Here is a 25,896-nt window from a genome sequence, read left to right on the forward strand (position 1 = left end):
TATGCTTAAAGCGAGGCGAGCGCGGCTTTGTTGGCGTGCAGCCACTCACAGAAGGATTGCGGTTTACGCCCCGTAATGCGCTCGAAGTCACCCGTAACATCGGCCACGCGGCCTGCCGCCGTGTTGGCATCGAACGAGGCAAAAATCCGCGCCACCGGTTCTGGCAACCCGGCCTGAACCATTCCCTGCACCAGCCCTTCCAGCGGTACCTGTACCACTTCCAGCGGTTTACCAAGGGCTTCGCTCACGGCCGATGCTATCTCGACTTTGGTCAGCGACTGGCTTCCTGAAAGGGTATAGGTGTTTTTGGCCGTTTCGTTGCCTGCCAACACCGTTGCGGCCGCCAGCGCCAGATCGTTACGCGAGATGTCGGCGCTGCCCTTGCCTTCGTCGGCGGTGTACCAGGAGCCGGAGGCAAGCGCCGGTTTCAGGAACATAAACAGGTTTTCCAGATACCAGTGGTTACGCAGCACGGTCCAGCCTGCAAGGGAACTGGCGGCCAGCGCTTTCTCGGTGCCCTCATGATCAGGCGCTATCAACAGCGGTGAATCGGCAGGATTGGGCGCCGAGGTGTAAATCACGTGCCTGATGCCCGCGGCGGCAAATCCGTCAATCGCATTGCGATGCTGCAAAAGACGGTGACCCGGCTTATCCAGCGTATCGGTGCTTATCAATAGTGCGCGTTCGACATCCGCATAGGCGGCGGCGAAGGTTTCCGGTTTTTCGAAATCCAGCTCGCGGGTTGCGACACCTTTTGCAGCCCAGGAAGCCAGTTTCTCGGGATTGCGGCTGGCCGCCACAATACGTTCTGCCGGTACTGCCAGGGTTTCAGTCAGATGTTGCAAAACAGCCTGACCCAGTTGGCCGGATGCACCGGTAACAAGAATTAAATGACTCATGGAAGACTCCGTGGTTGTTGTTTGCATGTTTAAACCTTAAACTAGTACCGCACTTAAAAGAAGTACGTACAAAAATGTTAGTGAGGATAAAATGAAAAATTTACAAACAATCCCTCTGGAGCAGGAGGAGCAGAACCTGTCGGGCAAGGTTCGGCGCGGAGAACTCACTACCAAGGATTGTCCTTCGCGTGAGGTGTTTAATCATGTCACCAGCCTGTGGGGCGTGCTCTGTCTGATTGCGCTGCGCGACGGTACGCTGCGTTTTAGCGAATTGCGCAGAAAAGCGACCGGAGTCAGTGAAAGAATGCTGGCGCTGACGCTGCAACGCCTCGAACAGGATGGCTTCGTGCGCCGTACCGCGTATCCGGTTATCCCGCCTCATGTGGTTTACAATTTAACGCCGCTGGGCGAAGGGGCGGCCGAGCGCGTCGCTTCGCTGGCAGACTGGATAGAAGAAAACCTGCCTGAAGTCATGCAGGCCAGACAAGACAAAGCCTAGATTGGCCTGTATTGCCAAAAATCCTATGAAAAAGCATAGCCCTGCGTGGTGAATCTGTCATGACGCGGGGCTTTTTTATTCGCCGACTTATTTCCCCGCCACCGGCAATAAAAGTGTTTTATGATATTTATTGCCCGCCAAGTTTATTACAGTGGTTGCACTTTTGGTTATTAATCTTCTGGCCACTTTAACTATCAAGATATTTATTTCTAATAAAATTACTCTGTTATATAGCTGGTAGCTATTAAATATAAAAGCTGAATGTTTATAGCGAAATAATATCCAGCAGCATAAAAATAGCATTTCCTTTATAAATACTTTCCTTTTTCTTGAAAGGGGTTCGGCATCGTCTCGGGAATTTACCCGCCTCTGTTACTCTACCAATAAGAAACTTATGACTATTCAACAGGCTTTTTTACAACACAGCGCCAGTGAACGCGATCCGCTTCTTCTGGTATTAAGACAGAGTCAGCAATATGACGTCAGAATCGCCCGCGCCGAAGGCCGCGAGTTGACCGATATCCACGGCAAAAAACTGTATGATTTCGCCTCCTGCAACTATCTCGGCTTTGACTGCGAGCAGGAAGAACTGCTCGCTCGCGGCGTACAGGCGGCCAGAGAGTTCGGCATGCATACCAGTCGCGCAAGGCTGATGGGCTATCACGCGCTTTTTACGCATCTTGAAAAGAAACTGGCGAATTTTATCGGCGCGGAGGACACGCTGATGTTTCCCAATACCACGCTCACCAGCATCGGCATTATTCCCGCACTGGTGCAGAAGGGCGACGTTATCCTGCTCGACAAGGCGGCGCATGCGACCCTGTATCAAGCCGCGCAGATGGCGCGTGACAAGGGCGCCATCCTGAAAAGCTTTCCTCAGGGAGACATGGAGGCGCTCGGCATCTTGCTTGAAACCCACCGGCATTGTCCTCGCAAAATGGTTTGTGTCGACGGTGTCTACAGTATGACCGGCGATTACGCCGACCTGGCGGGTTTGATCCCGCTTGTCGAAGAGTACAATGCCATGCTGTATATCGACGATGGCCACGGTTTCGGCTTTGTCGGCGAACAGCCCGATGCCCGGCATCCCTACGGCAAGCGGGGCAACGGCATCATCAACTATTATGGCGCGCCGTCCGGCAACACGCTGTATGTCGCGGGCACCGCCAAGGGATTGGCCGCCAGCGCGGCGTTTGCAGCCGTCACGCCCGAGATGAAAGAGTATCTGATGGCCTATGCCAAGCCGCTGGATTACACCCATCCCTCAACCCCGTTCTGTCTGGGCGTGCTGGACGCCGCACTCGATCTACTGCCCAAAGTCGGCGAGGTGCGCCGCATCGAGGTCTATAGTCTTACCTGCTCGCTGGTCGAAGGACTTCGCGGTCTGGGTTTCCACGTCATGACGCAGACCCTGTTTCCCATCATTTCCGTCTGGGCCGGCAACACTCAAACGCTGATCGACGCCTCGCGATACCTCTATCAACACGGCATTTTCCTTACCGCCTGTCCCTATCCGACCATGCCCAAGGGCAAGGAAGCCCTGCGCATTACCCTGACTTCCCTGAACACCCAGCAGCAGGTCGATCACCTCCTGACGCTGTTTGGTGAAATCAAAACGCAGTGGCTTCGCGCCGGTGTTGCGCTGACGCCGGGTGGAGATGCCTATGACCAATGATGAAAACCGCTGCACCGACCGCGTCGAGACTTTTTATGGTCAACACAATGGCTGGCGGATGTTTGACGGGCGAATGCTAACGCCCGAAGTGGCCGCCTATCTGGTTGAAGAAAAGCGGCTGGTGGCGGAATATCTTGAAGAGGCCGGAGAGGCCCTCGAGCAGTTTATCGAGGTGGGCTGCGGTTACGGGCGCTATCTGCATGTCGCGCTGAAACACGGTGTCAGTTATCGCGGAATCGAGCTGGTAGGTTGGCTGGCGGCGCTCGGCAAGGCAAGGGTAACCGCCTGCCCCTTACCGCCCAACTGTAGCGCGCAGATAGAGCATCTGTCGGCCGAGCATCTTCACTGCGTGCTGCCTGATTCGGATATCGACATCGCCGGTAAAAGCTGTCTGTTCTTTCCCTTCAACTGTTTCGGAAATTTACGCGATCCCCTTCGCGTGCTGGCAGAGCTTAAAGGTCGCAATACCGAGGTGATCATCTCGGGATTTGCCAGCAACGAACAGGCAACGCTCGCAAGAATGGCCTATTACCAGCAGTGCGGCTGCACCGATCTGCGCTGTCGTGTTACCGAGCGCGGGGTGGAAATATCCTCCCGCGAATTTCTGCAATCTCTGGCCTACGACGCCGAAAATCTCGAGATTCTGTTAAATGAATTTGGATTCAGGCTCACCCAACGGATTGCGCATTCAACGATTGGCGAGCTGTTTTTCTTTTCACCCTATTCACCTCTGCGGCAAGAGGTTGCCACGCCGCCGCCGTCCTATCCCGAACCTTTTCTGCTGCAAGGATTTATCGAAGAAGGGCGAAGTCATGACCTTCTCGGGCATATCGAGGCCAATGCCTGGGGTTTGGCCAAGAATGCCGGGCTGCTGACGGTCATCACGCACGACGTCGGCTGGCGAGAGGGCGGACTCGCCTGGCTGGTGTGCTCGTCGGCCCGGCAATCTTCCATTCTGCCCATCGCCACCGGCACCATTTCCTGCGTGGTGGAATCCACCCGCGCAGCAGGGACGGTAAAACTGCTTATTAATACCTATTGATGGATATTCTGTATGAAATTACTCAATGCCGTGACTCTGCCAGATATTATTGCCGAGGCGTTACAACATTATTCCCTGAATATCGCCGTCGAATACGGCGAAAAGAAATACCGCTATCGCGATATAGAAAAACTCGGGGAATATTATCAGCGCTATTTTCAACTCTGCGGGCTTAAAAAGGGCGATCATATCGGTCTTCTTTCCGACGTTACGCCCTTTGCCATCGGTGCGATGCTCGGGGCGCTTTATGCGGGCATTATTTATATCCCTATCAATATTCATGCCCCGGCGACATGGGTCAAGCATCTGGTAATGTCCGCCGAGCTGAAACAGGTACTGGCGCAACCGCGTTATCTCTCGGCATTAAGCCAGTCCAGCCAGGCGGTGCCGATTACCTTGCTCGAAGCCCCCGCGTTGGCAGAACAAGACGAGCCGCCTCCCCTGCAAAAGGTGGCGAACCTGAGTGATAACGTGGCCTATATTCTCTATACCTCGGGGTCCACGGGCAACCCGAAGGGCATCATGTTGACCCACCGCAATGCCTGCTCATTTATCGTCTGGATGCAAAAGGAATTCGCCATCCACGCCCGTGACCGAATTTTCAGCCGCGCGCCGTTGCAGTTCGACCTGTCGGTCTTCGATATCTTTACCACGCTGCTCAGCGGGGCCTGTCTGGTTATTGTTCCCGAGGGGTTCGACAACTCGCCGTTCAATGTCGTGAATTTTATGCGCGAAAAAACCGTTACGGTAGTGTATACCGTGCCGTCGGCGTATATTCGCTGGTTTATCAAAGGCAAACTGGCGCGCGGTATGCCGAGTTTGCGCACTTTGCTCTACGCGGGCGAGCCTTTCTCCCCGGTCTGGCTGCGGCGCGTGATGGATTGTCTACCCGCCGCGGCGGTTGCCAACATCTATGGGCCTACCGAAACCAATATCGTGACCTGCCAGCACGTCACACAACCCACGACGAACGCCACCAGCATTCCTATTGGCGTTCCGGTAACAGACACTGAAATCCATATTGTCGATGAGGCGCTTCGTGCCTTGCCTCAAGGAGAGATGGGCGAGATTCTGGTGCGCGGCAGCACCGTGTTTGCGGGGTATTTCAATGCGCCGTCGTTAACCGCCGAGAAACTGATTCAAAGTCCTTTCCAAGCCTATCCGACTCTGGCCTTTCGCACCGGCGATTACGGTTATTACAATGAACGGGGCGAGATAATTTATCGGGGCAGAATCGATAACATGGTGAAAACGCGAGGTTATCGCGTCGAGATTGGCGAGGTCGAAAACGCCTTTGCCGCCATTGAAGCGGTAGAGGAGGTGGCAATTATTACACTTTCGCACGACAAATATGGCGCGACCCTTCACGCCTGTCTCAGTCTTGCCGGAGGCGACGCTGCATTGCCCGATGTGCAGGTTCGTCTGGCCGAATTACTGCCCGATTATATGTATCCGTTTGATTTTACTGTACTCGATGTGCTGCCAAAAACGGCAACCGGAAAAATCGATCGGCTGCGCCTCAAGGCCATGTGCGGATTGAAGCGGCAGGAACAGGCGTAACGCAGGCACCTCCTCCCGGATGAAGTGGCGGCTTTTTGCACGCTGTCACAAAACTGTCATATAAACTACATTTTACTGTCACTCAATTGTCCTATTTTCCTCCTGTGCCAAACACTTTACTAAGCTTCGACTTGAGTCGAATCAATATAGCCCTCCGCAATGATATGACGTTGCCAGGGTTTACCCTCCGGGAGTGGATTATGAAAATGATGCGTAACACCATCGCTGGTATTGTGGCAGCGACCTTCTCTTTAACCGCTATTTCTGCGGTTGCAGCAACCAATCTGACGGGTGCAGGCGGAACCTTCCCGGCTCCTGTTTACGCAAAATGGGCGGATGCCTATCAAAAAGCTACCGGTGTGCAGGTTAACTATCAGGGCATTGGTTCTTCGGGCGGTGTAAAGCAGATCATCGCCAAAACCGTTGATTTCGGTGCTTCCGATGCACCGATGAGCGATGCCGACCTCGAAAAAAATGGCCTGTTCCAGTTCCCGACCGTAATCGGTGGCGTGGTACTGGCGGTGAATATTCCGGGTGTGAAGTCGGGCGAACTGACGCTTGACGGCAAAACGCTGGGCGATATCTATCTCGGCAAAATCAAGAAGTGGAACGATGCCGAAATTACCAGGCTGAACCCGAACGTCAAGCTGCCAGACACCAACATCGCCGTGGTTCGCCGCGCCGACGGTTCAGGCACCTCCTTCGTGTTCACAAGCTACCTGTCCAAGGCCAATGCCGACTGGAAAAGCGCGATTGGCATCGGCACGACCGTTAACTGGCCGGTGGGTCTGGGCGGTAAAGGCAACGACGGCGTAGCCGCGTTCGTTCAGCGTCTGCCGGGCTCCATCGGTTATGTGGAATACGCCTACGCCAAGCAAAACAACCTGACTTACACCAAGCTGGTGGATGCCAGCGGTAAAGCCATCGCCCCTTCCGAAGCCTCGTTTAGCGCGGCAGCGAAAGGCGCAGACTGGAGCAAAAGCTTTGCCCAGGATCTGACCTTCCAGAAAGGTGATAACGCGTGGCCTATCTCGTCCACCACCTTTATTCTGGTCTACAAGCAGCAGCAGGATGCCGCAAAAGGCGCAGAAGTGCTGAAGTTCTTCGACTGGGCGTATAAAAACGGCGACCAGCTGACTACCGGTCTGGATTACGCTTCCCTGCCGGACTCTCTGGTCACCCAGATTCAGAGCGCCTGGAAGAACAATATCAAAGACAGCAGCGGCAAGGCCCTGAACTAAGTCTCCGGCTTTACACGGCGGCAGCTTGCAGCGGGCATTGGCCCGCTGGTTCTGCTACCGGGCCAATAACTTTGGCTTGACGTTCAATTGGGATAAAGTACCAGTCTACTGTCTCATTCTCTTGCGCCAACACCTTGTCGCAGGAGAAATAAATCTGAAAAGAAGAGAGTGTTATGGCTGAAAAAACGCCGTCCATCAAAGCACCAGGCAAGAACGGTGACATTATCTTCGGCGCGCTGGTTAAACTGGCTGCGCTGATTACGCTATTGCTGCTCGGCGGGATCATCGTTTCGCTGTTTATCTCTTCCCTGCCCAGTATGGAAAAGTTTGGTTTCTCTTTCCTGTGGAATAAAACCTGGGATGTTCCCAACGAACAATTTGGTGCTCTGGTGCCGATTTACGGCACCCTTGTAACCTCGATTATCGCGCTGTTGATAGCCGTGCCCGTGAGTTTCGGGATCTCGCTGTTTCTGACCGAACTGGCCCCCAACTGGCTGAAACGCCCGCTGGGTATTGCCATTGAGCTGCTGGCCGCTATCCCGAGTATCGTTTACGGCATGTGGGGGCTGTTTGTCTTCGCCCCGCTGTTTGCGACCTACTTTCAGCAACCAGTAGGCGATGTGCTCTCGGGCGTGCCTATCATCGGTGCGCTGTTTGCGGGTCCGGGCTTCGGCATCGGGATTCTGGCAGCGGGCGTGATTCTCGCCATCATGATCATTCCCTATATCGCCTCCGTCATGCGCGATGTGTTCGAGCAGACCCCGGTGATGATGAAAGAGTCTGCCTACGGCATCGGCTGCACCACGTGGGAAGTTATCTGGCGTATCGTTTTGCCGTACACCAAAAACGGGGTCATCGGCGGCATCATGCTGGGGCTGGGCCGCGCGCTCGGTGAAACGATGGCGGTGACCTTTATCATCGGGAACACTTACCAGCTCGACAGTGCTTCGCTCTATATGCCGGGCAACAGCATTACCTCGGCGCTGGCCAACGAATTCGCCGAAGCGGCATCGGGCCTGCATACGTCTGCTCTGATGGAACTGGGTCTGATCCTGTTTGTGATAACCTTTATCGTGCTGGCGCTGTCGAAGCTGATGATCATGCGTCTCGCCAAGAATGAGGGCCGCTAAGATGGCAACGCTCGAAATGCAAAGCAACGACGCGCTGTTGCAGTCGCGCCGCAAACGTCAGGCGTGGCGTCGTCAGAAAAACCGTATTGCGCTGCTGCTGTCGATGGCGACGATGGTTTTCGGCCTGTTCTGGCTGATATGGATCCTGTTTACCACCGTGACCAAAGGCATCGACGGCATGTCGCTTGCCCTGTTCACCGAAAATACGCCGCCACCGAATACGGCGGGCGGCGGGTTGGCCAACGCCATCGCGGGCAGCGGGTTGATGATCCTCTGGGCCACCGTTATCGGCACACCGCTCGGGATTATGGCGGGCGTGTATCTCGCGGAATATGGCCGTAAATCCTGGCTGGCGGAAGTGATTCGTTTCATCAACGACATTCTGCTGTCGGCACCGTCCATCGTGGTCGGGCTGTTCGTCTATACCATTGTGGTTGCGAAAATGGGCCATTTCTCCGGCATGGCGGGCATTCTGGCGCTGGCGCTCCTGCAGGTACCCATCGTTATCCGCACGACCGAGAACATGCTCAAACTGGTGCCGGACAGCCTGCGTGAAGCGGCTTATGCACTCGGTACGCCGAAATGGAAGATGATTTCGGCCATTACGCTGAAAGCCTCCGTGTCCGGAATTATCACGGGTGTGCTGCTGGCTATCGCGCGTATTGCCGGTGAAACCGCGCCGCTGCTCTTCACGTCGCTCTCCAACCAGTTCTGGAGCACCGACCTGATGCAGCCTATCGCCAACCTCCCGGTCACCATATTTAAATTTGCCATGAGCCCGTTTGCGGAATGGCAGCAGATGGCCTGGGCGGGCGTCTTGCTGATTACCGTGTGCGTACTGCTGCTGAACATCATTGCTCGCGTGATTTTCGCCAAGAAAAAGCAGTGATTACAAAAAATATTGATTAAGAGAGATGTCTGAATGAGTCGAATGACCGATGCATCCAACAGCAAAATCCAGGTCCGCGATCTGAATTTCTATTACGGTAAGTTCCATGCGCTGAAGAACATCTCACTGGATATTGCCAAAAATGAAGTGACGGCGTTTATCGGTCCTTCGGGCTGCGGTAAATCGACGCTGCTGCGCACCTTCAACAAGATGTATCAGCTGTATCCCGATCAGCGCGCCGAAGGTGAAATCCTGCTCGATGGCGACAATATTCTGGTCGACAAGCAGGATATCGCGCTGCTGCGCGCCAAGGTCGGCATGGTGTTCCAGAAACCGACGCCGTTCCCGATGTCGATTTACGACAACATCGCCTTTGGCGTGCGCCTGTTTGAGAAGCTGTCGCGTACCGATATGGACGAGCGCGTACAGTGGGCGCTGACCAAAGCCGCGCTGTGGAATGAGTCGAAAGACAAGCTGCATCAGAGCGGTTACAGCCTCTCTGGCGGCCAGCAGCAGCGTCTGTGCATCGCGCGGGGCATTGCCATTCGTCCCGACGTGCTGCTGCTTGATGAACCCTGCTCGGCGCTTGACCCGATTTCCACCGGCCGTATCGAAGAACTGATTACCGAGCTGAAATCCGACTATACCGTCGTGATTGTGACCCACAACATGCAGCAGGCGGCACGTTGCTCGGATCGCACGGCGTTTATGTATCTCGGCGAACTTATCGAATACACCGATACAGACACATTGTTCACCTCACCTGCCCAAAAGCAGACCGAGGACTACATTACCGGCCGATACGGTTGAGGCCTTTTCAGGCAAGGGAGCAATATGGACAATTTAAATCTTAATAAACATATTTCTGCGCAGTTCAACGCCGAACTCGAGCACATCCGCACACAGGTGCTGGCGATGGGCGGGCTGGTCGAACAGCAGCTGACCGACGCTATCACGGCCATGCACAATCAGGACGCCGAGCTTGCCGAACGTGTCATCAAGGGCGACGACAAGGTCAACATGATGGAAGTGGCTATCGACGAAGCCTGCGTGCGTATCATCGCCAAGCGTCAGCCGACCGCAAGCGATCTGCGCATGGTAATGGCAATTATCAAGACCATTTCCGAGCTGGAGCGTATTGGCGACGTTGCAGACAAAATCTGCCGCACGGCGCTCGAGAAGTTCTCGCACCTGCATCAGCCGTTGCTGGTGAGCCTGGAGTCGCTTGGCCGTCACACGGTGCAGATGCTGCACGACGTGCTCGACGCCTTTGCGCGAATGGATCTCGACGAAGCTATCCGCGTATATCGCGAAGACAAGAAGGTTGACCAGGAATATGAAGGCATCGTGCGTCAATTGATGACCTATATGATGGAAGACCCGCGCATGATCCCGAGCATTTTGACCGCGCTGTTTTGCGCGCGCTCTATCGAGCGTATCGGCGATCGCTGCCAGAATATCTGCGAAATCATCTTCTATTTCGTCAAGGGGCAGGATTTCCGCCATGTCGGGGGCGATGCGCTGGACAAACTGCTGGTGGGCGATAAAGACGGCGACGCCAACAAACCGGCCTAGTTTTCGTCAACGCGACAGACTGTTATCAAGAAGCCCGTTAAGCCATTAACGGGCTTCTTTGTTTCTGCCTGACTAAATCATCAGGTAACGCAGCGCCACCATGACCGCCAACTGGCGATAATGCGCGGTTTGGGTATCCAGTTCTTCCGGATTTTCAAACAGCGCGCCAAAGGTGTACTTGTTGGCGACCTGGTGCACGCAAAGGCTGCTAATGAGCCGATGCACGTCCCGCGCCTGGGCATCTTCCTTGAAAAGATGACCTTTTTTACCGCGTTCGAGAATATCGTCCAGCAGCGTCAGCGCCGTCTGGTTCAACTGGCGAATATGGGTGGATTGACGAATAAACCGGCCGCGCAGCATGTTTTCGGTCGAGACGATGCGGATAAATTCAGGATGCGACACGTGAAAATCGAAACTGGCCTCCACCAGCTTGACGATAGCCTCGGCCGGGGGATAGGCAGAGAGATCGAGTTCAAGCTCGTGTTTGCGCAGGCAGCGATAGACATGCTCGAGAACCTGCATGTAGAGCGCTTCTTTCGATTTATAATGGTAAACCACCATACGTTTGGTGGTTTCCGCATTGTTGGCGATGTTTTCCATCCGTGCGCCCATCAGTCCGGACTCGGCAAACTCGTTCAGCGCGCTGTCGAAAATACGCTGCTTGAGGCCTATAGGATCGTTCTTTCGCCCCGTCGTCTGGGGACTTTGGCTAGTCAGCGTCTTCTCCTTAACGAAACCTGTGGTGTCTTTCAAAAAGGTTACCCTCGAGAAGTTGAATCAAAATTAAATCATTCGGCTTTATTTGACGATATTGTAGCCTTTTTCTCGCCAAATGGCGGCAAGCTGATGCATATCGTCAAAAGTTGTCACCAAGGGATGATCAATGGGCGGATTATGCGGATCGGCACAGTAATAATACACCGGAATATTGGCGGCAATGCCTGCCTGCACACCCGCAACGGAATCTTCGACCAGTATGCAGGAAGAGACAGGAACCTGCATTTTATCAGCAGCATGGTAAAGCAGGGCAGGATCCGGCTTCCAGCGCTGCAAGTCGTAGCCGCTAAACAGTTTCTCGCCCATAAACGGCAGCAAACCGGTTAATCCGAGCGAGTGCTGCATTTTGGTGACCGGGCCGTTCGAGACCACGCACATTGGCACGGTGATGGACTCAAGCAGGGCTTTGGCGCCCTCGATAGGCTCCAGCTTTTCGTCGAAGAGGCGCGCGACATGCTGACGGAAAACCTTTTCCATCTCTTCCTTGCCGGCTTGCAGCCCATGTTCGCGATTGATGATGTCGATGATTTCGTACAGCTTGACGCCTTTGTATTTTTTGAACATCACGTCATAAGACACAGTGACGCCAAAATGGGCGAACATCAGCACGTAGGCCTCGCAGCACAGGCGCTCGCTGTCGACCAGCGTACCGTCACAATCAAAGAAAACGCATTCTATCCGAGACATATTCCTTCCTTTTTCGGCTTTATCGCTTAGGGTAAATCGTGGTGCCAGACACTATCTTACAGAAGATGGCCCGCCGTTCCGACCTCTCTGTTTCTTTAAACATTCGACTAAATTGGCTTAACGAAGCAGCTTGCTCGCGCAGTTCATCCGAAATAGCGGTTAAAAAATGACAATTCGCAATAAAAAGCAGCAGATTCATCTCATTCGGCGGCCCATTTGGTATAGGATAGCGGCCGACTGATTTTCCCTTTTGGAACTCGCTAATGAGCACACCACAAAACAACGCCAGCGCCGGGCAAGGACTGTTAGAGCGCGTGTTTAAACTGAGTAAACATGGCACCACGCTGAGAACCGAGACCGTCGCCGGTTTCACGACCTTCCTGACCATGGTGTATATCGTGTTCGTCAATCCGCAGATCCTCGGCGTGGCGGGCATGGACAAGCAGGCCGTGTTTGTGACCACCTGTCTTATCGCCGCCTTTGGCAGCATTCTGATGGGCCTTGTCGCCAATCTGCCGGTTGCTCTGGCACCGGCGATGGGCCTGAACGCCTTCTTCGCCTTTGTCGTCGTCGGCGCCATGGGGATTTCCTGGCAGACCGGCATGGGCGCGATTTTCTGGGGTGCGGTCGGGTTGTTCCTGCTGACCGTCTTTCGCGTGCGCTACTGGATGATCGCCAATATTCCGGCCAGCCTGCGTATCGGCATTACCAGCGGTATCGGGCTATTTATCGCCATGATGGGGCTGAAAAACGCGGGCATCGTGGTCGCCAATCCCGACACGCTGGTGGCCATCGGCCATCTGACCTCCCATTCGGTGCTGCTGGGCGCGCTGGGCTTCTTTATTATCGCCATTCTGGCCGCGCGCAACGTGCACGCCGCCGTGCTGGTGTCTATTGTGATCACCACGCTTATCGGCTGGGCACTGGGCGACGTGCACTATGCCGGTATTTGGTCGATGCCGCCGAGCGTAAGCAGCGTTGTCGGGCAGGTTGATATCAAGGGCGCGCTGAACGTGGGCCTTGCCGGGATTATCTTCTCCTTCATGCTGGTCAACCTGTTCGACTCTTCCGGTACGCTGATTGGCGTGACCGACAAGGCCGGACTGACCGACAGCAAAGGCAAATTCCCGCAGATGAAGCAGGCACTGTTTGTCGACAGCCTGAGTTCGGTCGCCGGTTCGTTTATCGGCACCTCTTCCGTGACTGCCTATATTGAAAGCTGCTCCGGCGTCTCCATCGGGGGCGTACCGGCCTGACCGCTGTCGTTACCGGTATTCTGTTCCTGCTGGTTATCTTTATTTCGCCGCTGGCCGGAATGGTGCCGGGTTATGCCGCCGCCGGTGCGCTGATTTATGTCGGCGTGCTGATGACCTCGAGTCTGGCGCGCGTAACCTGGGACGACCTGACCGAAGCGGTACCCGCCTTCGTTACGGCCGTGATGATGCCGTTCAGCTTCTCGATTACCGAAGGCATTGCGCTTGGGTTCATTTCATACGTCGTGATGAAGCTCGGAAGCGGGCGCTGGCGTGAAATCAGCCCGTGCGTGATCGTCGTGACGCTGCTGTTTGTCCTGAAAATCGCGTTTATCGACAGCAAATAACCGCTTCAGCGCAAAAATAAAAAAGGCCGCATTCGCGGCCTTTTTTTATCGCGACCCTCGTAGTCTACTTCTTGAAGCGGCGAGTAAAGTCGGAGAACGAACTCAGCTGGCCCGTGAGATGGTCCAGCGTGCTTTGATCGATCACTTCGCCCACCTGTGCATCCACCTTGTTTTGAATCACGCCGCCCATAAATTCGGGCTTGTTGAGCACCATGGCATCCAGAAAGACCAGAATCTGCCGCAGATGATACTGACAGCGCGCGCCGCCAATGGCACCCATCGAGCTGGTCTGAATCAGTACCGGCTTGCCCGCCAAAGGCTGTTCCGGCACGCGCGACAGCCAGTCGATGGCATTCTTCAGGCCGCCCGGCACCGAATAGTTGTATTCCGGCGTGACGATGATGACGCCGTCCGCCTCACGAATTAGCGCGGCCATCTTCTCCACAGTGGCCGGAAATCCCGACTCCTGCTGAACATCGGCATCGTATAACGGAATGTCGCCAATCGACGGCAAGGCTTCAATGGTGACACCTTCGGGAGCCAGTTTTGGCAGCGTGCGCGCCACCATGGCGTTGAACGAGCCTTTACGCAAGCTGCCGAGCAGGGTGACGAACTTCAGTGGTTGAGTAGACATAAACGACTCCTGTGCAATGAAAAGGGCGATCACTTGGCCGGCGGTAAGCTGGTTAGTTTCATGAAGTGTAGCGAATCGACCTGCTGCTGCGAGGAGAAAGTCTGCGCGCGCACAAATCCTTCCTCGGGATGATAGTGCCAGCAAATCAGGCGCTGAAAAGCAGGGCTGTGCGCGCAGGACCAGATAATCGAGCCTTCAATGTTGCTCATCACCTGCACGTTCTGCGTGATGCTGGAGCGCAATCGGCCGGAAAGGGGATGCAGACTCAGCGTATCGGCAGTGATGTCGGTTTGCCCCGAGAGTTTGTGGACGCTCTGGCGAATGCATTCCAGCTGCGAAGCGGATTCATCGGGGTCGGCCTGCACGGCTATCCAGGTTTTTTCCACGGCAGAGAAGGCGACTTGTCGTGTCTGATGCAGCGCGCTGCGGGCATGAAGGATTTCGAGGTCGAGTCCGGCCTTGCCCTCAATGCTCAGCATGACGCCCAGCGTGCTGCTGGCGTAGGCGAGACTGAAATCGGGAAGACCGCTGGCGGCAAAGCTTGGGCGACCACTGGGCAGGATGATAATTTGCGGCAGTTGCGTCATGCCGAACAGATAAAACATCAGTTCGGCCAGCAGCACGCGTCCGTGGATAAACCGCTGGCGCAGCTTCGGGGCAAGGGTGTTGGCGAAGGTTAAAACGTCGGCGGGCAGGCGGTGGGTATCCGGCTCGCTCTCCGTGACTCTCCATCGGGCAAAGTGGCACGCCATTGTTCACTCCATGATTAATGGGTCGTACAAATTTATATCAATTGCGCTCAATACTACGATCGCCGAGCAAATTATATAAATAACTTATCCGCAAATAATGCGCTGCCGCAGGGGGAAAGGTGAATAAGAAAATACCGGTTATGGAATAGGCAGAAACAAACAGTAAAGGGCGGGGAAAAATGCCCCCGCGCGACGAGAACCGCAGCGGGGGCGAGAGGAGATTATTTTCCGATACAGAAACTGGAGAAGATACGGCCCAGCAGATCATCGGAGCTGAATTCACCGGTGATTTCGCTCAGCGACTGCTGGGAAAGGCGCAGTTCTTCGGCCAGCAATTCGCCCGCCCAGGCACCCAGGAGCTGATCTTTGCCCTGCAACAAATGTTGCGCCGCCTGCTCGAGGGCCTGCAAGTGGCGACGACGTGCCAAAAATCCGCCTTCCATGTTCTGATTAAAGCCCATGCTCTCTTTGAGATGGTCACGCAGCAGGTCGATACCGTCGCCCGTACGCGCAGAAAGACGAATAAGTGAGTGACCATTTACTTCGGTTTTACCCATCGTCTCGCCGGTAATGTCGGCCTTGTTGCGGACAACAACAATAGGCAGCGAGGCAGGAAGGCGCGCCATGAATTCGGGCCAGATGTCGGCAGGTTCGGTCGCGGCGGTCGTGGTTCCGTCCACCATAAACAGCACGGTGTCGGCCTGTTCTATCTCGTTCCACGCACGTTCGATGCCGATACGCTCGACTTCGTCACTGGCTTCGCGCAATCCGGCGGTATCGATAATATGCAAAGGCATGCCGTCGATATGAATGTGTTCACGCAAGACGTCGCGCGTGGTCCCGGCGATGTCGGTGACTATCGCGGCTTCACGACCTGCCAACGCATTGAGCAGACTGGATTTTCCGGCGTTTGGACGACCGGCGATCACCACTTTCATCCCTTCGCGCAACAGGCTGCCCTGACGCGCTTCGGTACGCACGGCATTAAGGTCGCCGATCACCGCATTCAGCTGGGCTTCGATTTTACCGTCGGACAGGAAGTCGATTTCCTCATCCGGGAAGTCAATCGCCGCTTCGACGTAGATGCGCAGGTTAGTGAGTGCTTCCACCAAGTGATGGATACGGGACGAGAACGCGCCCTGCAACGAGTTGACCGCCGAACGGGCCGCCTGCTCGGAACTGGCGTCAATCAGGTCGGCAATCGCCTCGGCCTGCGCCAAATCCAGTTTGTCGTTAAGAAACGCGCGCTCCGAGAACTCGCCCGGCCGCGCAATGCGCACGCCCGGCACGGCAAGAATACGCCGGATGAGCAGGTCGAGGATAACCGGCCCGCCGTGACCTTGCAGCTCGAGCACGTCCTCTCCGGTAAAGGAGTTGGGGCCGGGGAACCACAGTGCAATCCCCTGATCCAGCGTGCTGCCGTCGGCATTCAGAAAGGGCAGGTAATCGGCGTAACGCGGCTTAGGCAGCTTGCCCAGGATCTCCTGCGCGATAAGGCGGGCGGCGCGGCCGGAGATGCGCACAATACCGACGCCGCCGCGGCCTGGCGGCGTAGCTTGAGCAACGATAGTGTCTGACGTATTCATAGAGTTCTCTGCGTTTTATCTAAAAAAGAAGGCGGTCAAATGACCGCCTTCCTGTGTACCTATTATACAGCGTCGTTAACTTTTACGCTTTCTTCTTGTCGCGGCTGTGAAGACCACGTTTTTCCAGCCCGCGATAAATCAGCTGCTGCTGGAGAATGGTAACCAGGTTGCTGACGATGTAGTACACCACCAGACCAGACGGGAACCACAGGAAGAACACGGTGAAGATAACCGGCATAAAGGTCATTATCTTCTGCTGCATCGGGTCGGTCACGGTCGTCGGCGACATCTTCTGAATGAAGAACATCGTGATACCCATCATGACCGGCAGGATGTAGTACGGGTCTTGCGCCGACAGGTCATGGATCCACAGAATGAACGGCGCGTGGCGCAGTTCGATGGAACCGGACAGCATGTAATACAGTGCCAGGAAGATAGGCATCTGGATTACCAGCGGCAGACAGCCACCCAGCGGGTTGACCTTCTCGGACTTGTACAGCGCCATCATTTCCTGACTCATGCGCTGTTTGTCGTCACCAATGCGCTCGCGCATCGCGGCCAGTTTCGGCTGAAGCATACGCATTTTCGCCATCGACGTATATTGCGCACGGGTCAGTGGGTACATGATACCGCGCACGATAAAGGTGATGATGATAATGGAGAAGCCCCAGTTACCGATAAAGCTGTGGATAAACTTCAGCAGCTTGAACAGCGGCTGAGAGATGAACCACAACCAGCCGTAGTCAACAGTCAGGTCAAGGTGAGGCGCAATTGCGGCCATCTTGTCCTGAATTTCAGGGCCAACCCACAGGATAGAACCAACCTGCTGCTGCGCGCCCGGCTGAACAACAAACGGCGCACCTTTGAAGCCGATAGACGCGATGCCGTTATTGTTGTTGGTATAGAAGGTGTTGCTGTCTTTCGCAGACGGGATCCACGCAGTGGCAAAATACTGCTGCAACATGGCAACCCAGCCGCCCTGCGTCGTGACATTCAGATTCTCGTCCTTGTCGAACGCGTATTTCTGATATTTGTCGTCGCTTGAAGAGTAAGCCGCGCCGCGATAGGTATGCAGAGCAAAGTTGTTGCTCCCGGTATCACGATGCTTAGGCAACTCGACGGTTTGTTTCAGCTGACCGAACAGGGTCAGATCCAGCGGTGCTGCCGTCGTGTTATTAATGTTGTATTCAACATTCACGGCATAGGCGCCACGCTTGATAACAAAAGTCTTGGTATAGACTGCGCCGTTAGGTGCCGTGTAGGTCATCGGAATACGCAGTTCTGCCTGACCTTCACCCAGGGTAAAGTTTTCCTGGCTGGTCGTGAACAGAGGACGCTCGCCGTTGGCCGGGTTGTCAGGACCGTTTTTGCCGGTCAGACCGCTTTGAGCCTGATAGACGAATGATGGAGACGTTTCGAGTAGCTGGAAAGGAGCTGTGGATTTCAGCGCTACCGGATATTGAGTCAACAGAGCCTGCTCGATATCGCCACCACGGGTGTTGATGGTCAAAGAAAGGACATCGGTGTTAACGGTAATAAGTTTGCCCTGTCCGCTTCCAGGAACAGCCTGGTTGGCAGCATCACCGGTGGCTGTGTTCGCAGTCTGTTGCGTGGTCTGGTTGGCTGGTTGCGGAGCGTGGTCCGTTTGCCAGGCCTGCCAGATCATGAAAGACACGAACAGCAGAGCGATGAGGAAAAGATTGCGTTGCGAATCCATCGTTAGTGTTCTCTGTTATTGTCGGTTTTCGGCGGTACGGGGTCATCACCACCTGGGTTTAAAGGATGGCATTTTAATACGCGCTTCAGCGTCAACCAACTGCCTTTTACCATGCCGAAACGACCAATTGCTTCAATACCGTATTGAGAGCAGGTTGGTCGAAAACGACAATGAGGCCCAAGCATGGGACTGATTACCAATTGATACCCGCGTATCAAGGCAATCAGGATGCGGGAGCCTGTCGGCAGTGTCGACGCCATAATTTCTCCAACGCTTCCGTTAACGCACGGTTATCGAGATCGGCTACCCCTTTCTTCACCAGCACGACAAAATCCATGGACGGCAGCGCATGCTGATTCAACCGGAAACTTTCGCGGGTTAGGCGTTTTATCCGATTTCGTTCGTGAGCGCGTTTGACATGTTTTTTTGCGACGGTGAGACCGATGCGGGGATGCCCCAGCTCGTTCAGGCGGCCAAGGATGGTGATTTGAGGCGTGCCGGCCCGTTGTGGCTGCTGGAAGACGAAAGTGAAATGACGGGGAGTTAACAAACGTAACTCCCTGGGAAAAGCTAGCTTAACCACTAAACAGGTTAGCTTTTATTACTTAGAAGCAGACAGACGGGTACGGCCTTTCGCGCGACGGCGAGCCAGAACCTGACGACCATTCTTGGTGGCCATACGAGCACGGAAACCGTGGCTACGGTTGCGCTTCAGTACAGACGGTTGGAAAGTGCGTTTCATGGCGATTTCTACCTAAACTTGAAATTAAAACTGATCAGTAAACGCGTGGGCTCTCGGTGCTGAAGCAGCCGATGCCTTTGTCGCAACATATAAAGAAGCGGGATTGTAATAATTGTACAGTCCTGAGTCAATTTACATTGCTAGAAAGCGCGCCGAATTTGTTTACCAAATATTCCCGTGGTCACCAATGACCATCAGGAGCACGGGTATCACACGTAGGGCTGAGGATTATACGGACTCCTGCCCAAATCGCAAGGATCGCCGCTTGATCCTTGAACATTCCATGAACAGGGGCGGTGTGATCCCGGTTGAAAACCTGTGAATGAGCTGTCGAGAAAACTTATTTTATTGTGCAAACCGCGATGCAGCCTCCTACTATTCATACTGTCAGCGAATCTTACTCACTTGATATGCGCTGCCTGTGGATAAAAAGGATCTATTCTGTGAGGAAGGGGAGGATCTCTGCCGCCGTTTGCGTTATGATCCGCCATTCCGATCGCGATCTGTCCCGGATAGCCGATCGGCTTGTAGATTTTTTAAACAAAACTTATAGCCGACAAAAAACCGTAAAAATCGGTTCACACGTCGCTTTGGGTCGCTGACAGGGTGACCTCAAGACATCTCCTCACTATTTATCACTGACCCTACGGTTTTATCCCGTGGCGTAGCTGTAAATGTGCGAGCGAGGCGTGTGTCTAAAATCATGATTTAAAAATATCCTGATCCTTTTTCTTTTTTGGTCTTGTTCGAGTGGAGTCCGCCGTGTCACTTTCGCTTTGGCAGCAGTGTCTTGCCAGATTGCAGGATGAGTTACCTGCCACAGAATTCAGTATGTGGATACGCCCTTTGCAGGCGGAATTGAGTGACAACACCTTGGCTCTGTATGCGCCAAACCGTTTTGTCCTCGATTGGGTGCGTGACAAATACTTAAACAACATTAACGGTCTGTTGAATGACTTTTGTGGCACGGATGCGCCTTTGTTACGTTTCGAGGTTGGCAGCAAGCCCATGGTTCAGCGCGTTAATGAAACCGTCGCTGCCACCGTGAGTTCCCCGGTTGCGGCGCGAACGCTGCCGCGTGCTGCGCCCTCTCGTCCAAGCTGGGACAGCTCGCCGGCCCAGCCGGAGCTGTCTTATCGTTCCAACGTCAACCCCAAGCATACCTTCGACAACTTCGTTGAAGGTAAGTCCAACCAACTGGCCCGTGCAGCGGCACGCCAGGTGGCCGACAACCCGGGCGGCGCCTATAATCCCCTGTTCCTTTACGGCGGCACCGGTCTGGGTAAAACCCACCTGTTGCACGCGGTAGGCAACGGCATTATGGCCCGCAAGGCGAATGCGAAAGTGGTTTACATGCATTCCGAACGTTTCGTGCAGGACATGGTGAAAGCCCTGCAAAATAACGCCATTGAAGAGTTCAAGCGTTACTACCGTTCGGTCGATGCCCTGCTTATCGATGACATTCAATTCTTTGCCAACAAAGAGCGTTCGCAGGAAGAGTTTTTCCATACCTTTAACGCATTGCTCGAAGGCAATCAGCAGATAATCCTGACCTCCGACCGTTATCCGAAAGAGATAAACGGCGTGGAAGACCGCCTGAAGTCCCGCTTCGGCTGGGGTCTGACTGTCGCCATCGAACCGCCCGAGCTGGAAACCCGCGTAGCGATTCTGATGAAAAAGGCCGACGAGAACGACATCCGTCTGCCGGGCGAAGTGGCGTTCTTTATTGCCAAGCGTCTGCGTTCCAACGTGCGTGAGCTCGAAGGGGCGCTGAACCGCGTTATCGCCAACGCCAACTTTACCGGCCGCGCCATCACTATCGACTTCGTGCGTGAAGCGCTGCGCGACCTGCTTGCCCTGCAGGAAAAGCTGGTTACCATCGATAATATCCAGAAAACGGTCGCCGAGTATTATAAGATCAAGGTCGCAGACCTGCTCTCCAAACGGCGCTCCCGTTCGGTTGCCCGACCTCGCCAGATGGCGATGGCGCTGGCGAAAGAGCTCACCAACCACAGCCTGCCAGAAATCGGCGATGCGTTCGGTGGTCGTGACCATACTACGGTGTTGCACGCCTGCCGAAAAATAGAGCAGCTGCGTGAAGAGAGCCATGACATCAAAGAAGATTTCTCTAACTTAATCAGGACACTATCCTCCTAGCGCTATGAAATTTATTGTTGAACGTGAGCATTTGCTGAAACCACTGCAACAGGTCAGTAGCCCACTGGGTGGACGACCAACACTGCCAATTCTGGGAAACCTGTTATTAAAGGTCTCGGAAGGCGCGTTACTGTTGACCGGTACCGATCTTGAAATGGAGATGGTCGCCAAAGTTGCGCTGTCCCAGCCTCATGATGTCGGTGCAACGACGGTTCCGGCGCGTAAATTCTTTGATATTTGCCGTGGATTGCCGGAAGGCGCGGAGATTTCCGTGACGCTCGAGGGCGAGCGCATGCTGGTCCGTTCGGGCCGCAGCCGTTTCTCGCTGTCTACGCTGCCTGCGACCGACTTCCCGAATCTCGACGACTGGCAGAGCGAGGTTGAATTCACCTTGCCGCAGGCCACGTTGAAACGCCTGATTGAAGCCACGCAGTTTTCGATGGCGCATCAGGACGTTCGCTACTACTTAAACGGCATGCTGTTCGAAACCGAAGGGGAAGAACTGCGTACCGTGGCGACCGACGGGCATCGTCTGGCCGTGTGTTCAATGCCTATCGGCCAGTCATTGCCGTCGCATTCCGTTATCGTTCCGCGTAAAGGCGTGATGGAACTGGTGCGTCTGCTCGACGGCGGCGATTCCCTGTTGCAGCTGCAAATCGGCAGCAACAATATTCGTGCCCACGTCGGCGATTTTATCTTTACCTCCAAGCTGGTTGACGGCCGTTTCCCGGATTATCGCCGCGTATTGCCGAAGAATCCCGACAAAACGCTGCAAGCTGGCTGCGACTTGCTCAAACAGGCCTTTGCCCGCGCGGCCATCCTCTCCAACGAGAAATTCCGCGGCGTGCGCCTGTACGTGAGCCAGAATCAGCTGAAGATTACAGCCAACAACCCCGAGCAGGAAGAAGCCGAAGAGATCCTTGACGTCGCCTACGACGGCACCGAAATGGAAATCGGCTTCAACGTCAGCTACGTCCTCGACGTACTCAATGCGCTGAAATGCGAAGAAGTGCGCCTGCTGCTGACCGATTCGGTATCCAGCGTGCAAATCGAAGATGCAGCAAGCCAGGCCGCGGCGTATGTCGTAATGCCAATGCGTCTGTGATCCTATGGCATTAACGCGATTACTGATCAAAGATTTCCGCAACATCGAGGCGGCGGATTTAACGCCGTCGCCCGGATTCAATTTCCTGATAGGTCCTAACGGTAGCGGTAAAACCAGCGTGCTCGAGGCGGTCTATACGCTTGGGCATGGCCGCGCCTTTCGCAGCCTGCAGGCGGGAAGAGTCATTCGTCACGACCAGCCGGAATTTGTGCTGCACGGACGTATCGATGACGGCGGCGATCGCGAGCTAAGCGTCGGCTTAAGTAAAACCCGTACCGGCGACAGCAAGGTCAGAATCGACGGCACCGACGGCCATAAAGTCTCGGAACTGGCGCAGATGCTGCCCATGCAGCTGATTACGCCCGAAGGTTTCACATTATTAAACGGCGGTCCCAAGTATCGCCGTGCCTTTTTGGACTGGGGCTGTTTTCACCACGACCCCGGTTTTTTTATCGCCTGGAGCAACCTGCGACGGTTACTCAAGCAGCGCAACGCCGCGCTGCGTCAGGTGAGTCGCTATGCGCAAATTCGCGCCTGGGATCAGGAGCTGATCCCGCTGGCCGAGCGCATCAGCGCGTGGCGGGCAGAGTACAGCCAGGCGATTGCCGCTGATATCAGCGCGACCTGTGCCCAATTCCTGCCCGAGTTTGCCCTGACTTTCTCGTTCCAGCGCGGCTGGGACAAAGAGAGTGACTACGGTGAACTGCTGGAGCGCCAGTTCGAGCGCGACAGAGCCTTGACTTATACAGCATCCGGCCCGCACAAAGCCGATTTTCGCATCCGTGCCGACGGCACGCCGGTGGAGGATTTGCTTTCGCGCGGGCAGTTAAAACTGCTGATGTGCGCACTCAGATTGGCGCAGGGTGAGTTTCTCACCCGACAGAGCGGGCGGCGTTGCCTGTATCTTCTTGACGATTTTGCCTCCGAGCTGGATCCCGGTAAACGCCGGCTTCTGGCCGATCGCCTGAAAGCCACCCGGGCCCAGGTTTTTGTCAGCGCAATCGGCGCTGAACAAGTAACCGATATGGCGGGTGAAAAGGGCAAGATGTTCCGCGTGGAACAAGGTAAAATAGCCGTTCTATCACAGGACTAAAAATGAGCGAGAAACGTTGATGTCGAATTCTTATGACTCCTCAAGTATCAAGGTATTAAAAGGGCTGGACGCGGTGCGTAAGCGCCCCGGCATGTATATCGGCGATACCGATGACGGCACTGGTCTGCACCACATGGTATTCGAGGTTGTGGACAACGCTATCGACGAAGCCCTCGCTGGCCACTGTTCCGAGATTCTTGTCACTATTCATGCGGATAACTCCGTATCCGTTCAGGATGACGGCCGCGGTATTCCAACCGGTATTCATGAAGAAGAAGGCATTTCAGCCGCAGAAGTCATCATGACCGTGCTGCACGCCGGCGGTAAGTTTGACGATAACTCATACAAAGTGTCCGGCGGCCTGCATGGCGTAGGCGTATCGGTAGTCAATGCGCTGTCTGAAAAGCTGGAGTTGGTTATCCGTCGTGAAGGTAAGGTTCACGAGCAAACCTACGTCCACGGCGAACCGCAGACCCCGTTGAAAGTCGTGGGCGAGACTGAGCAGACCGGTACAACCGTACGTTTCTGGCCGAGCTTCCAGACCTTTACCAACCAGACCGAATTCGAGTACGACATTCTGGCCAAGCGCCTGCGCGAACTGTCGTTCCTGAACTCCGGTGTGGCCATTCGCCTGCACGACAAGCGCGATGACAAGCAGGACCATTTCCACTACGAAGGCGGTATCAAGGCGTTCGTGGAATACCTGAACAAGAACAAAAACCCGATTCACCCCAATGTCTTCTATTTCTCGACCGTAAAAGACGACATCGGCGTTGAAGTCGCGCTGCAATGGAATGACGGTTTCCAGGAAAACATCTACTGCTTTACCAACAATATTCCACAGCGCGACGGCGGGACTCACCTGGTCGGTTTCCGTACCGCGATGACCCGTACCCTGAACGCGTACATGGATAAAGAAGGCTACAGCAAGAAATCCAAAATCAGCGCCACCGGTGACGATGCCCGTGAAGGCCTGATTGCCGTGGTTTCCGTCAAGGTTCCGGATCCGAAGTTCTCGTCCCAGACCAAAGACAAGCTGGTGTCATCGGAAGTGAAATCAGCGGTTGAAACCCTGATGAACGAAAAGCTGGTCGATTATCTGATGGAAAACCCGGGCGACGCGAAAATCGTGGTCGGGAAAATCATCGATGCGGCCCGTGCGCGTGAAGCGGCGCGTAAAGCCCGTGAAATGACTCGCCGTAAAGGCGCGCTGGATTTGGCCGGTCTGCCGGGCAAACTGGCCGACTGTCAGGAACGCGACCCGGCTCGCTCCGAACTGTATTTAGTGGAAGGGGACTCCGCGGGCGGCTCTGCCAAGCAGGGACGTAACCGCAAGAATCAGGCCATTTTGCCGCTGAAAGGTAAAATCCTGAACGTCGAGAAAGCGCGTTTCGACAAGATGCTTTCTTCACAGGAAGTCGCCACGCTGATTACGGCGCTGGGCTGCGGCATTGGCCGTGACGAGTACAATCCCGACAAACTGCGCTATCACAGCATCATCATCATGACCGATGCCGACGTCGATGGTTCGCACATCCGTACTTTGCTGCTGACCTTCTTCTATCGTCAGATGCCTGAAATCGTTGAGCGCGGCCACATCTTTATCGCTCAGCCACCGCTGTACAAGGTGAAAAAAGGCAAGCAGGAACAGTACATCAAAGATGACGAAGCGATGGATCAGTATCAGATCTCCATCGCAATGGACGGCGCGACGCTGCACACCAACGCCAGCGCGCCTGCTCTGGCCGGCGAGCCGCTCGAGAAGCTGGTGGCCGAGCACTATGCGGTGCAGAAAATGATTGGCCGCATGGAGCGTCGTTATCCGCGTGCGCTGCTCAACAATCTGGTGTATCAGCCAACGCTCGGCGAAGCCGACCTGAACGATCAGGCCAAGGTGCAGCAGTGGATGGAGCAGCTGGTTAACCTGCTGAACGAAAAAGAGTCACACGGCAGCAGCTACAGCGCTATCGTGCGTGAAAACCGCGAACGTCAGATTTTCGAACCGGTACTGCGTATTCGTACGCACGGAGTCGATACCGACTATGATCTCGATTTCGAATTCATCCACGGTGGCGAATACCGCAAACTGTGTGCGCTCGGCGAAAAGCTGCGCGGTCTTATCGAAGACGGTGCCTTCATCGAACGTGGCGAGCGTCGTCAACCGATTACCAGCTTCGAACAGGCGCTGGAATGGTTGGTGAAAGAGTCCCGCCGTGGTCTGTCCGTACAGCGTTATAAAGGTCTGGGCGAAATGAACCCGGAGCAGCTGTGGGAAACGACCATGGATCCGGACCAGCGCCGCATGCTGCGCGTTACCATCAAGGATGCAATTGCCGCTGACCAGCTGTTTACCACCTTGATGGGCGACGCCGTTGAACCACGTCGTGCCTTCATTGAAGAGAACGCCCTGAAAGCCGCGAACATCGATATCTAATCGTCCGGCCTTTTGTTCTCACGTGAAATCCGAAGCGGGCAGTCGCTTCGGATTTTTTTTCGTCCATTTTTCGGTTTTCCGTCGAGTGCACTTCCAAAAGGA

Annotated in this window: 23 protein-coding genes and 1 pseudogene; 14 read left to right on the plus strand and 10 right to left on the minus strand. The window is 54.8% G+C overall.

Going from position 1 to position 25,896, the window contains the following annotated elements; genetic code table 11:
- Positions 1–5: 5 nt before the first annotated feature.
- A complete protein-coding gene (locus O1V66_RS17280; protein WP_045048887.1) occupies positions 6–899 on the minus strand; it encodes an SDR family oxidoreductase in 894 nt (297 codons plus the stop codon).
- A gap of 91 nt (positions 900–990) precedes the next feature.
- Here O1V66_RS17280 and O1V66_RS17285 point away from each other — a divergent pair, with 91 nt between their 5' ends.
- The 9 genes from O1V66_RS17285 to phoU all read left to right on the plus strand — a co-directional run bounded on the left by O1V66_RS17285 (position 991) and on the right by phoU (position 10,510).
- Positions 991–1,398, plus strand: coding sequence for a winged helix-turn-helix transcriptional regulator (locus O1V66_RS17285; RefSeq protein ID WP_045048886.1), 408 nt, complete (start codon positions 991–993; stop codon positions 1,396–1,398).
- A 394-nt stretch (positions 1,399–1,792) separates the two neighbouring features.
- Positions 1,793–3,073 carry an aminotransferase class I/II-fold pyridoxal phosphate-dependent enzyme gene (locus O1V66_RS17290; RefSeq protein WP_045048885.1) on the plus strand — a complete coding sequence of 427 codons (1,281 nt, stop codon included), beginning with the start codon at positions 1,793–1,795 and terminating at the stop codon, positions 3,071–3,073.
- Entirely contained in the window at positions 3,063–4,115 is a 1,053-nt protein-coding gene (locus O1V66_RS17295) for a class I SAM-dependent methyltransferase (RefSeq protein WP_045048884.1), read from the plus strand. Before O1V66_RS17290 ends, O1V66_RS17295 begins: the two co-directional genes overlap by 11 nt.
- A gap of 12 nt (positions 4,116–4,127) precedes the next feature.
- Positions 4,128–5,675, plus strand: a complete 1,548-nt coding sequence (locus O1V66_RS17300) for an amino acid adenylation domain-containing protein (RefSeq protein ID WP_045048883.1) — start codon at positions 4,128–4,130, stop codon at positions 5,673–5,675.
- A gap of 200 nt (positions 5,676–5,875) precedes the next feature.
- Positions 5,876–6,916 (plus strand): phosphate ABC transporter substrate-binding protein PstS, encoded by a 1,041-nt coding sequence (gene pstS / locus O1V66_RS17305; RefSeq protein WP_045048882.1) that lies wholly within the window; start codon positions 5,876–5,878, stop codon positions 6,914–6,916.
- Positions 6,917–7,089: 173 nt separating this feature from the next.
- Entirely contained in the window at positions 7,090–8,046 is a 957-nt protein-coding gene (pstC, locus tag O1V66_RS17310; protein ID WP_045048881.1) for a phosphate ABC transporter permease PstC, read from the plus strand.
- Position 8,047: 1 nt separating this feature from the next.
- A complete protein-coding gene (pstA, locus tag O1V66_RS17315) occupies positions 8,048–8,935 on the plus strand; it encodes a phosphate ABC transporter permease PstA (protein ID WP_045048880.1) in 888 nt (295 codons plus the stop codon).
- A gap of 42 nt (positions 8,936–8,977) precedes the next feature.
- Positions 8,978–9,745 (plus strand): phosphate ABC transporter ATP-binding protein PstB, encoded by a 768-nt coding sequence (gene pstB, locus O1V66_RS17320; RefSeq protein WP_414058487.1) that lies wholly within the window; start codon positions 8,978–8,980, stop codon positions 9,743–9,745.
- 24 nt (positions 9,746–9,769) lie between these two features.
- A complete protein-coding gene (gene phoU / locus O1V66_RS17325) occupies positions 9,770–10,510 on the plus strand; it encodes a phosphate signaling complex protein PhoU (RefSeq protein WP_045048878.1) in 741 nt (246 codons plus the stop codon).
- Between the two features lie 72 nt (positions 10,511–10,582).
- On the opposite strand, the gene O1V66_RS17330 is transcribed toward phoU, so the two are convergent.
- On the minus strand, positions 10,583–11,263 hold the full coding sequence (locus tag O1V66_RS17330) for a TetR family transcriptional regulator (protein ID WP_072045100.1): 681 nt from the start codon (positions 11,261–11,263) through the stop codon (positions 10,583–10,585).
- A gap of 45 nt (positions 11,264–11,308) precedes the next feature.
- Entirely contained in the window at positions 11,309–11,974 is a 666-nt protein-coding gene (yieH, locus tag O1V66_RS17335) for a 6-phosphogluconate phosphatase (protein ID WP_045048877.1), read from the minus strand.
- A gap of 386 nt (positions 11,975–12,360) precedes the next feature.
- On the opposite strand from yieH, the pseudogene O1V66_RS17340 reads away from it, so the two are divergent.
- A pseudogene (locus O1V66_RS17340) lies at positions 12,361–13,574 on the plus strand (NCS2 family permease).
- Between the two features lie 64 nt (positions 13,575–13,638).
- Here O1V66_RS17340 and O1V66_RS17345 read toward each other — a convergent pair.
- The 7 genes from O1V66_RS17345 to rpmH all read right to left on the minus strand — a co-directional run bounded on the left by O1V66_RS17345 (position 13,639) and on the right by rpmH (position 19,005).
- Positions 13,639–14,208, minus strand: a complete 570-nt coding sequence (locus O1V66_RS17345) for an NADPH-dependent FMN reductase (protein ID WP_045048875.1) — start codon at positions 14,206–14,208, stop codon at positions 13,639–13,641.
- A gap of 29 nt (positions 14,209–14,237) precedes the next feature.
- On the minus strand, positions 14,238–14,960 hold the full coding sequence (locus O1V66_RS17350; RefSeq protein WP_045048874.1) for a 4'-phosphopantetheinyl transferase family protein: 723 nt from the start codon (positions 14,958–14,960) through the stop codon (positions 14,238–14,240).
- 221 nt (positions 14,961–15,181) lie between these two features.
- Positions 15,182–16,546, minus strand: coding sequence for a tRNA uridine-5-carboxymethylaminomethyl(34) synthesis GTPase MnmE (mnmE, locus tag O1V66_RS17355; RefSeq protein ID WP_045048873.1), 1,365 nt, complete (start codon positions 16,544–16,546; stop codon positions 15,182–15,184).
- An 82-nt stretch (positions 16,547–16,628) separates the two neighbouring features.
- On the minus strand, positions 16,629–18,263 hold the full coding sequence (yidC, locus tag O1V66_RS17360; protein WP_045048872.1) for a membrane protein insertase YidC: 1,635 nt from the start codon (positions 18,261–18,263) through the stop codon (positions 16,629–16,631).
- Between the two features lie 2 nt (positions 18,264–18,265).
- Entirely contained in the window at positions 18,266–18,523 is a 258-nt protein-coding gene (yidD, locus tag O1V66_RS17365) for a membrane protein insertion efficiency factor YidD (RefSeq protein ID WP_072045099.1), read from the minus strand.
- Positions 18,487–18,846 carry a ribonuclease P protein component gene (gene rnpA / locus O1V66_RS17370; protein ID WP_009637488.1) on the minus strand — a complete coding sequence of 120 codons (360 nt, stop codon included), beginning with the start codon at positions 18,844–18,846 and terminating at the stop codon, positions 18,487–18,489. Before rnpA ends, yidD begins: the two co-directional genes overlap by 37 nt.
- 18 nt (positions 18,847–18,864) lie before the next feature.
- Positions 18,865–19,005, minus strand: coding sequence for a 50S ribosomal protein L34 (gene rpmH / locus O1V66_RS17375; RefSeq protein ID WP_009637487.1), 141 nt, complete (start codon positions 19,003–19,005; stop codon positions 18,865–18,867).
- Positions 19,006–19,767: 762 nt separating this feature from the next.
- Between rpmH and dnaA the strand changes: the two genes are divergently transcribed.
- From dnaA to gyrB, 4 genes are read left to right on the plus strand one after another with little or no spacing between them, the layout of a single operon-like run.
- Positions 19,768–21,162, plus strand: coding sequence for a chromosomal replication initiator protein DnaA (dnaA, locus tag O1V66_RS17380; protein WP_052673449.1), 1,395 nt, complete (start codon positions 19,768–19,770; stop codon positions 21,160–21,162).
- Between the two features lie 4 nt (positions 21,163–21,166).
- On the plus strand, positions 21,167–22,267 hold the full coding sequence (gene dnaN, locus O1V66_RS17385) for a DNA polymerase III subunit beta (protein ID WP_045048870.1): 1,101 nt from the start codon (positions 21,167–21,169) through the stop codon (positions 22,265–22,267).
- A gap of 4 nt (positions 22,268–22,271) precedes the next feature.
- Positions 22,272–23,360 (plus strand): DNA replication/repair protein RecF, encoded by a 1,089-nt coding sequence (gene recF / locus O1V66_RS17390; RefSeq protein WP_045048869.1) that lies wholly within the window; start codon positions 22,272–22,274, stop codon positions 23,358–23,360.
- Positions 23,361–23,379: 19 nt separating this feature from the next.
- On the plus strand, positions 23,380–25,794 hold the full coding sequence (gene gyrB / locus O1V66_RS17395) for a DNA topoisomerase (ATP-hydrolyzing) subunit B (protein ID WP_045048868.1): 2,415 nt from the start codon (positions 23,380–23,382) through the stop codon (positions 25,792–25,794).
- Positions 25,795–25,896 lie beyond the last annotated feature (102 nt).

Origin of the sequence: Rouxiella chamberiensis (assembly GCF_026967475.1) — a bacterium.
Taxonomy (GTDB): Bacteria; Pseudomonadota; Gammaproteobacteria; order Enterobacterales; family Enterobacteriaceae; genus Rouxiella; species Rouxiella chamberiensis.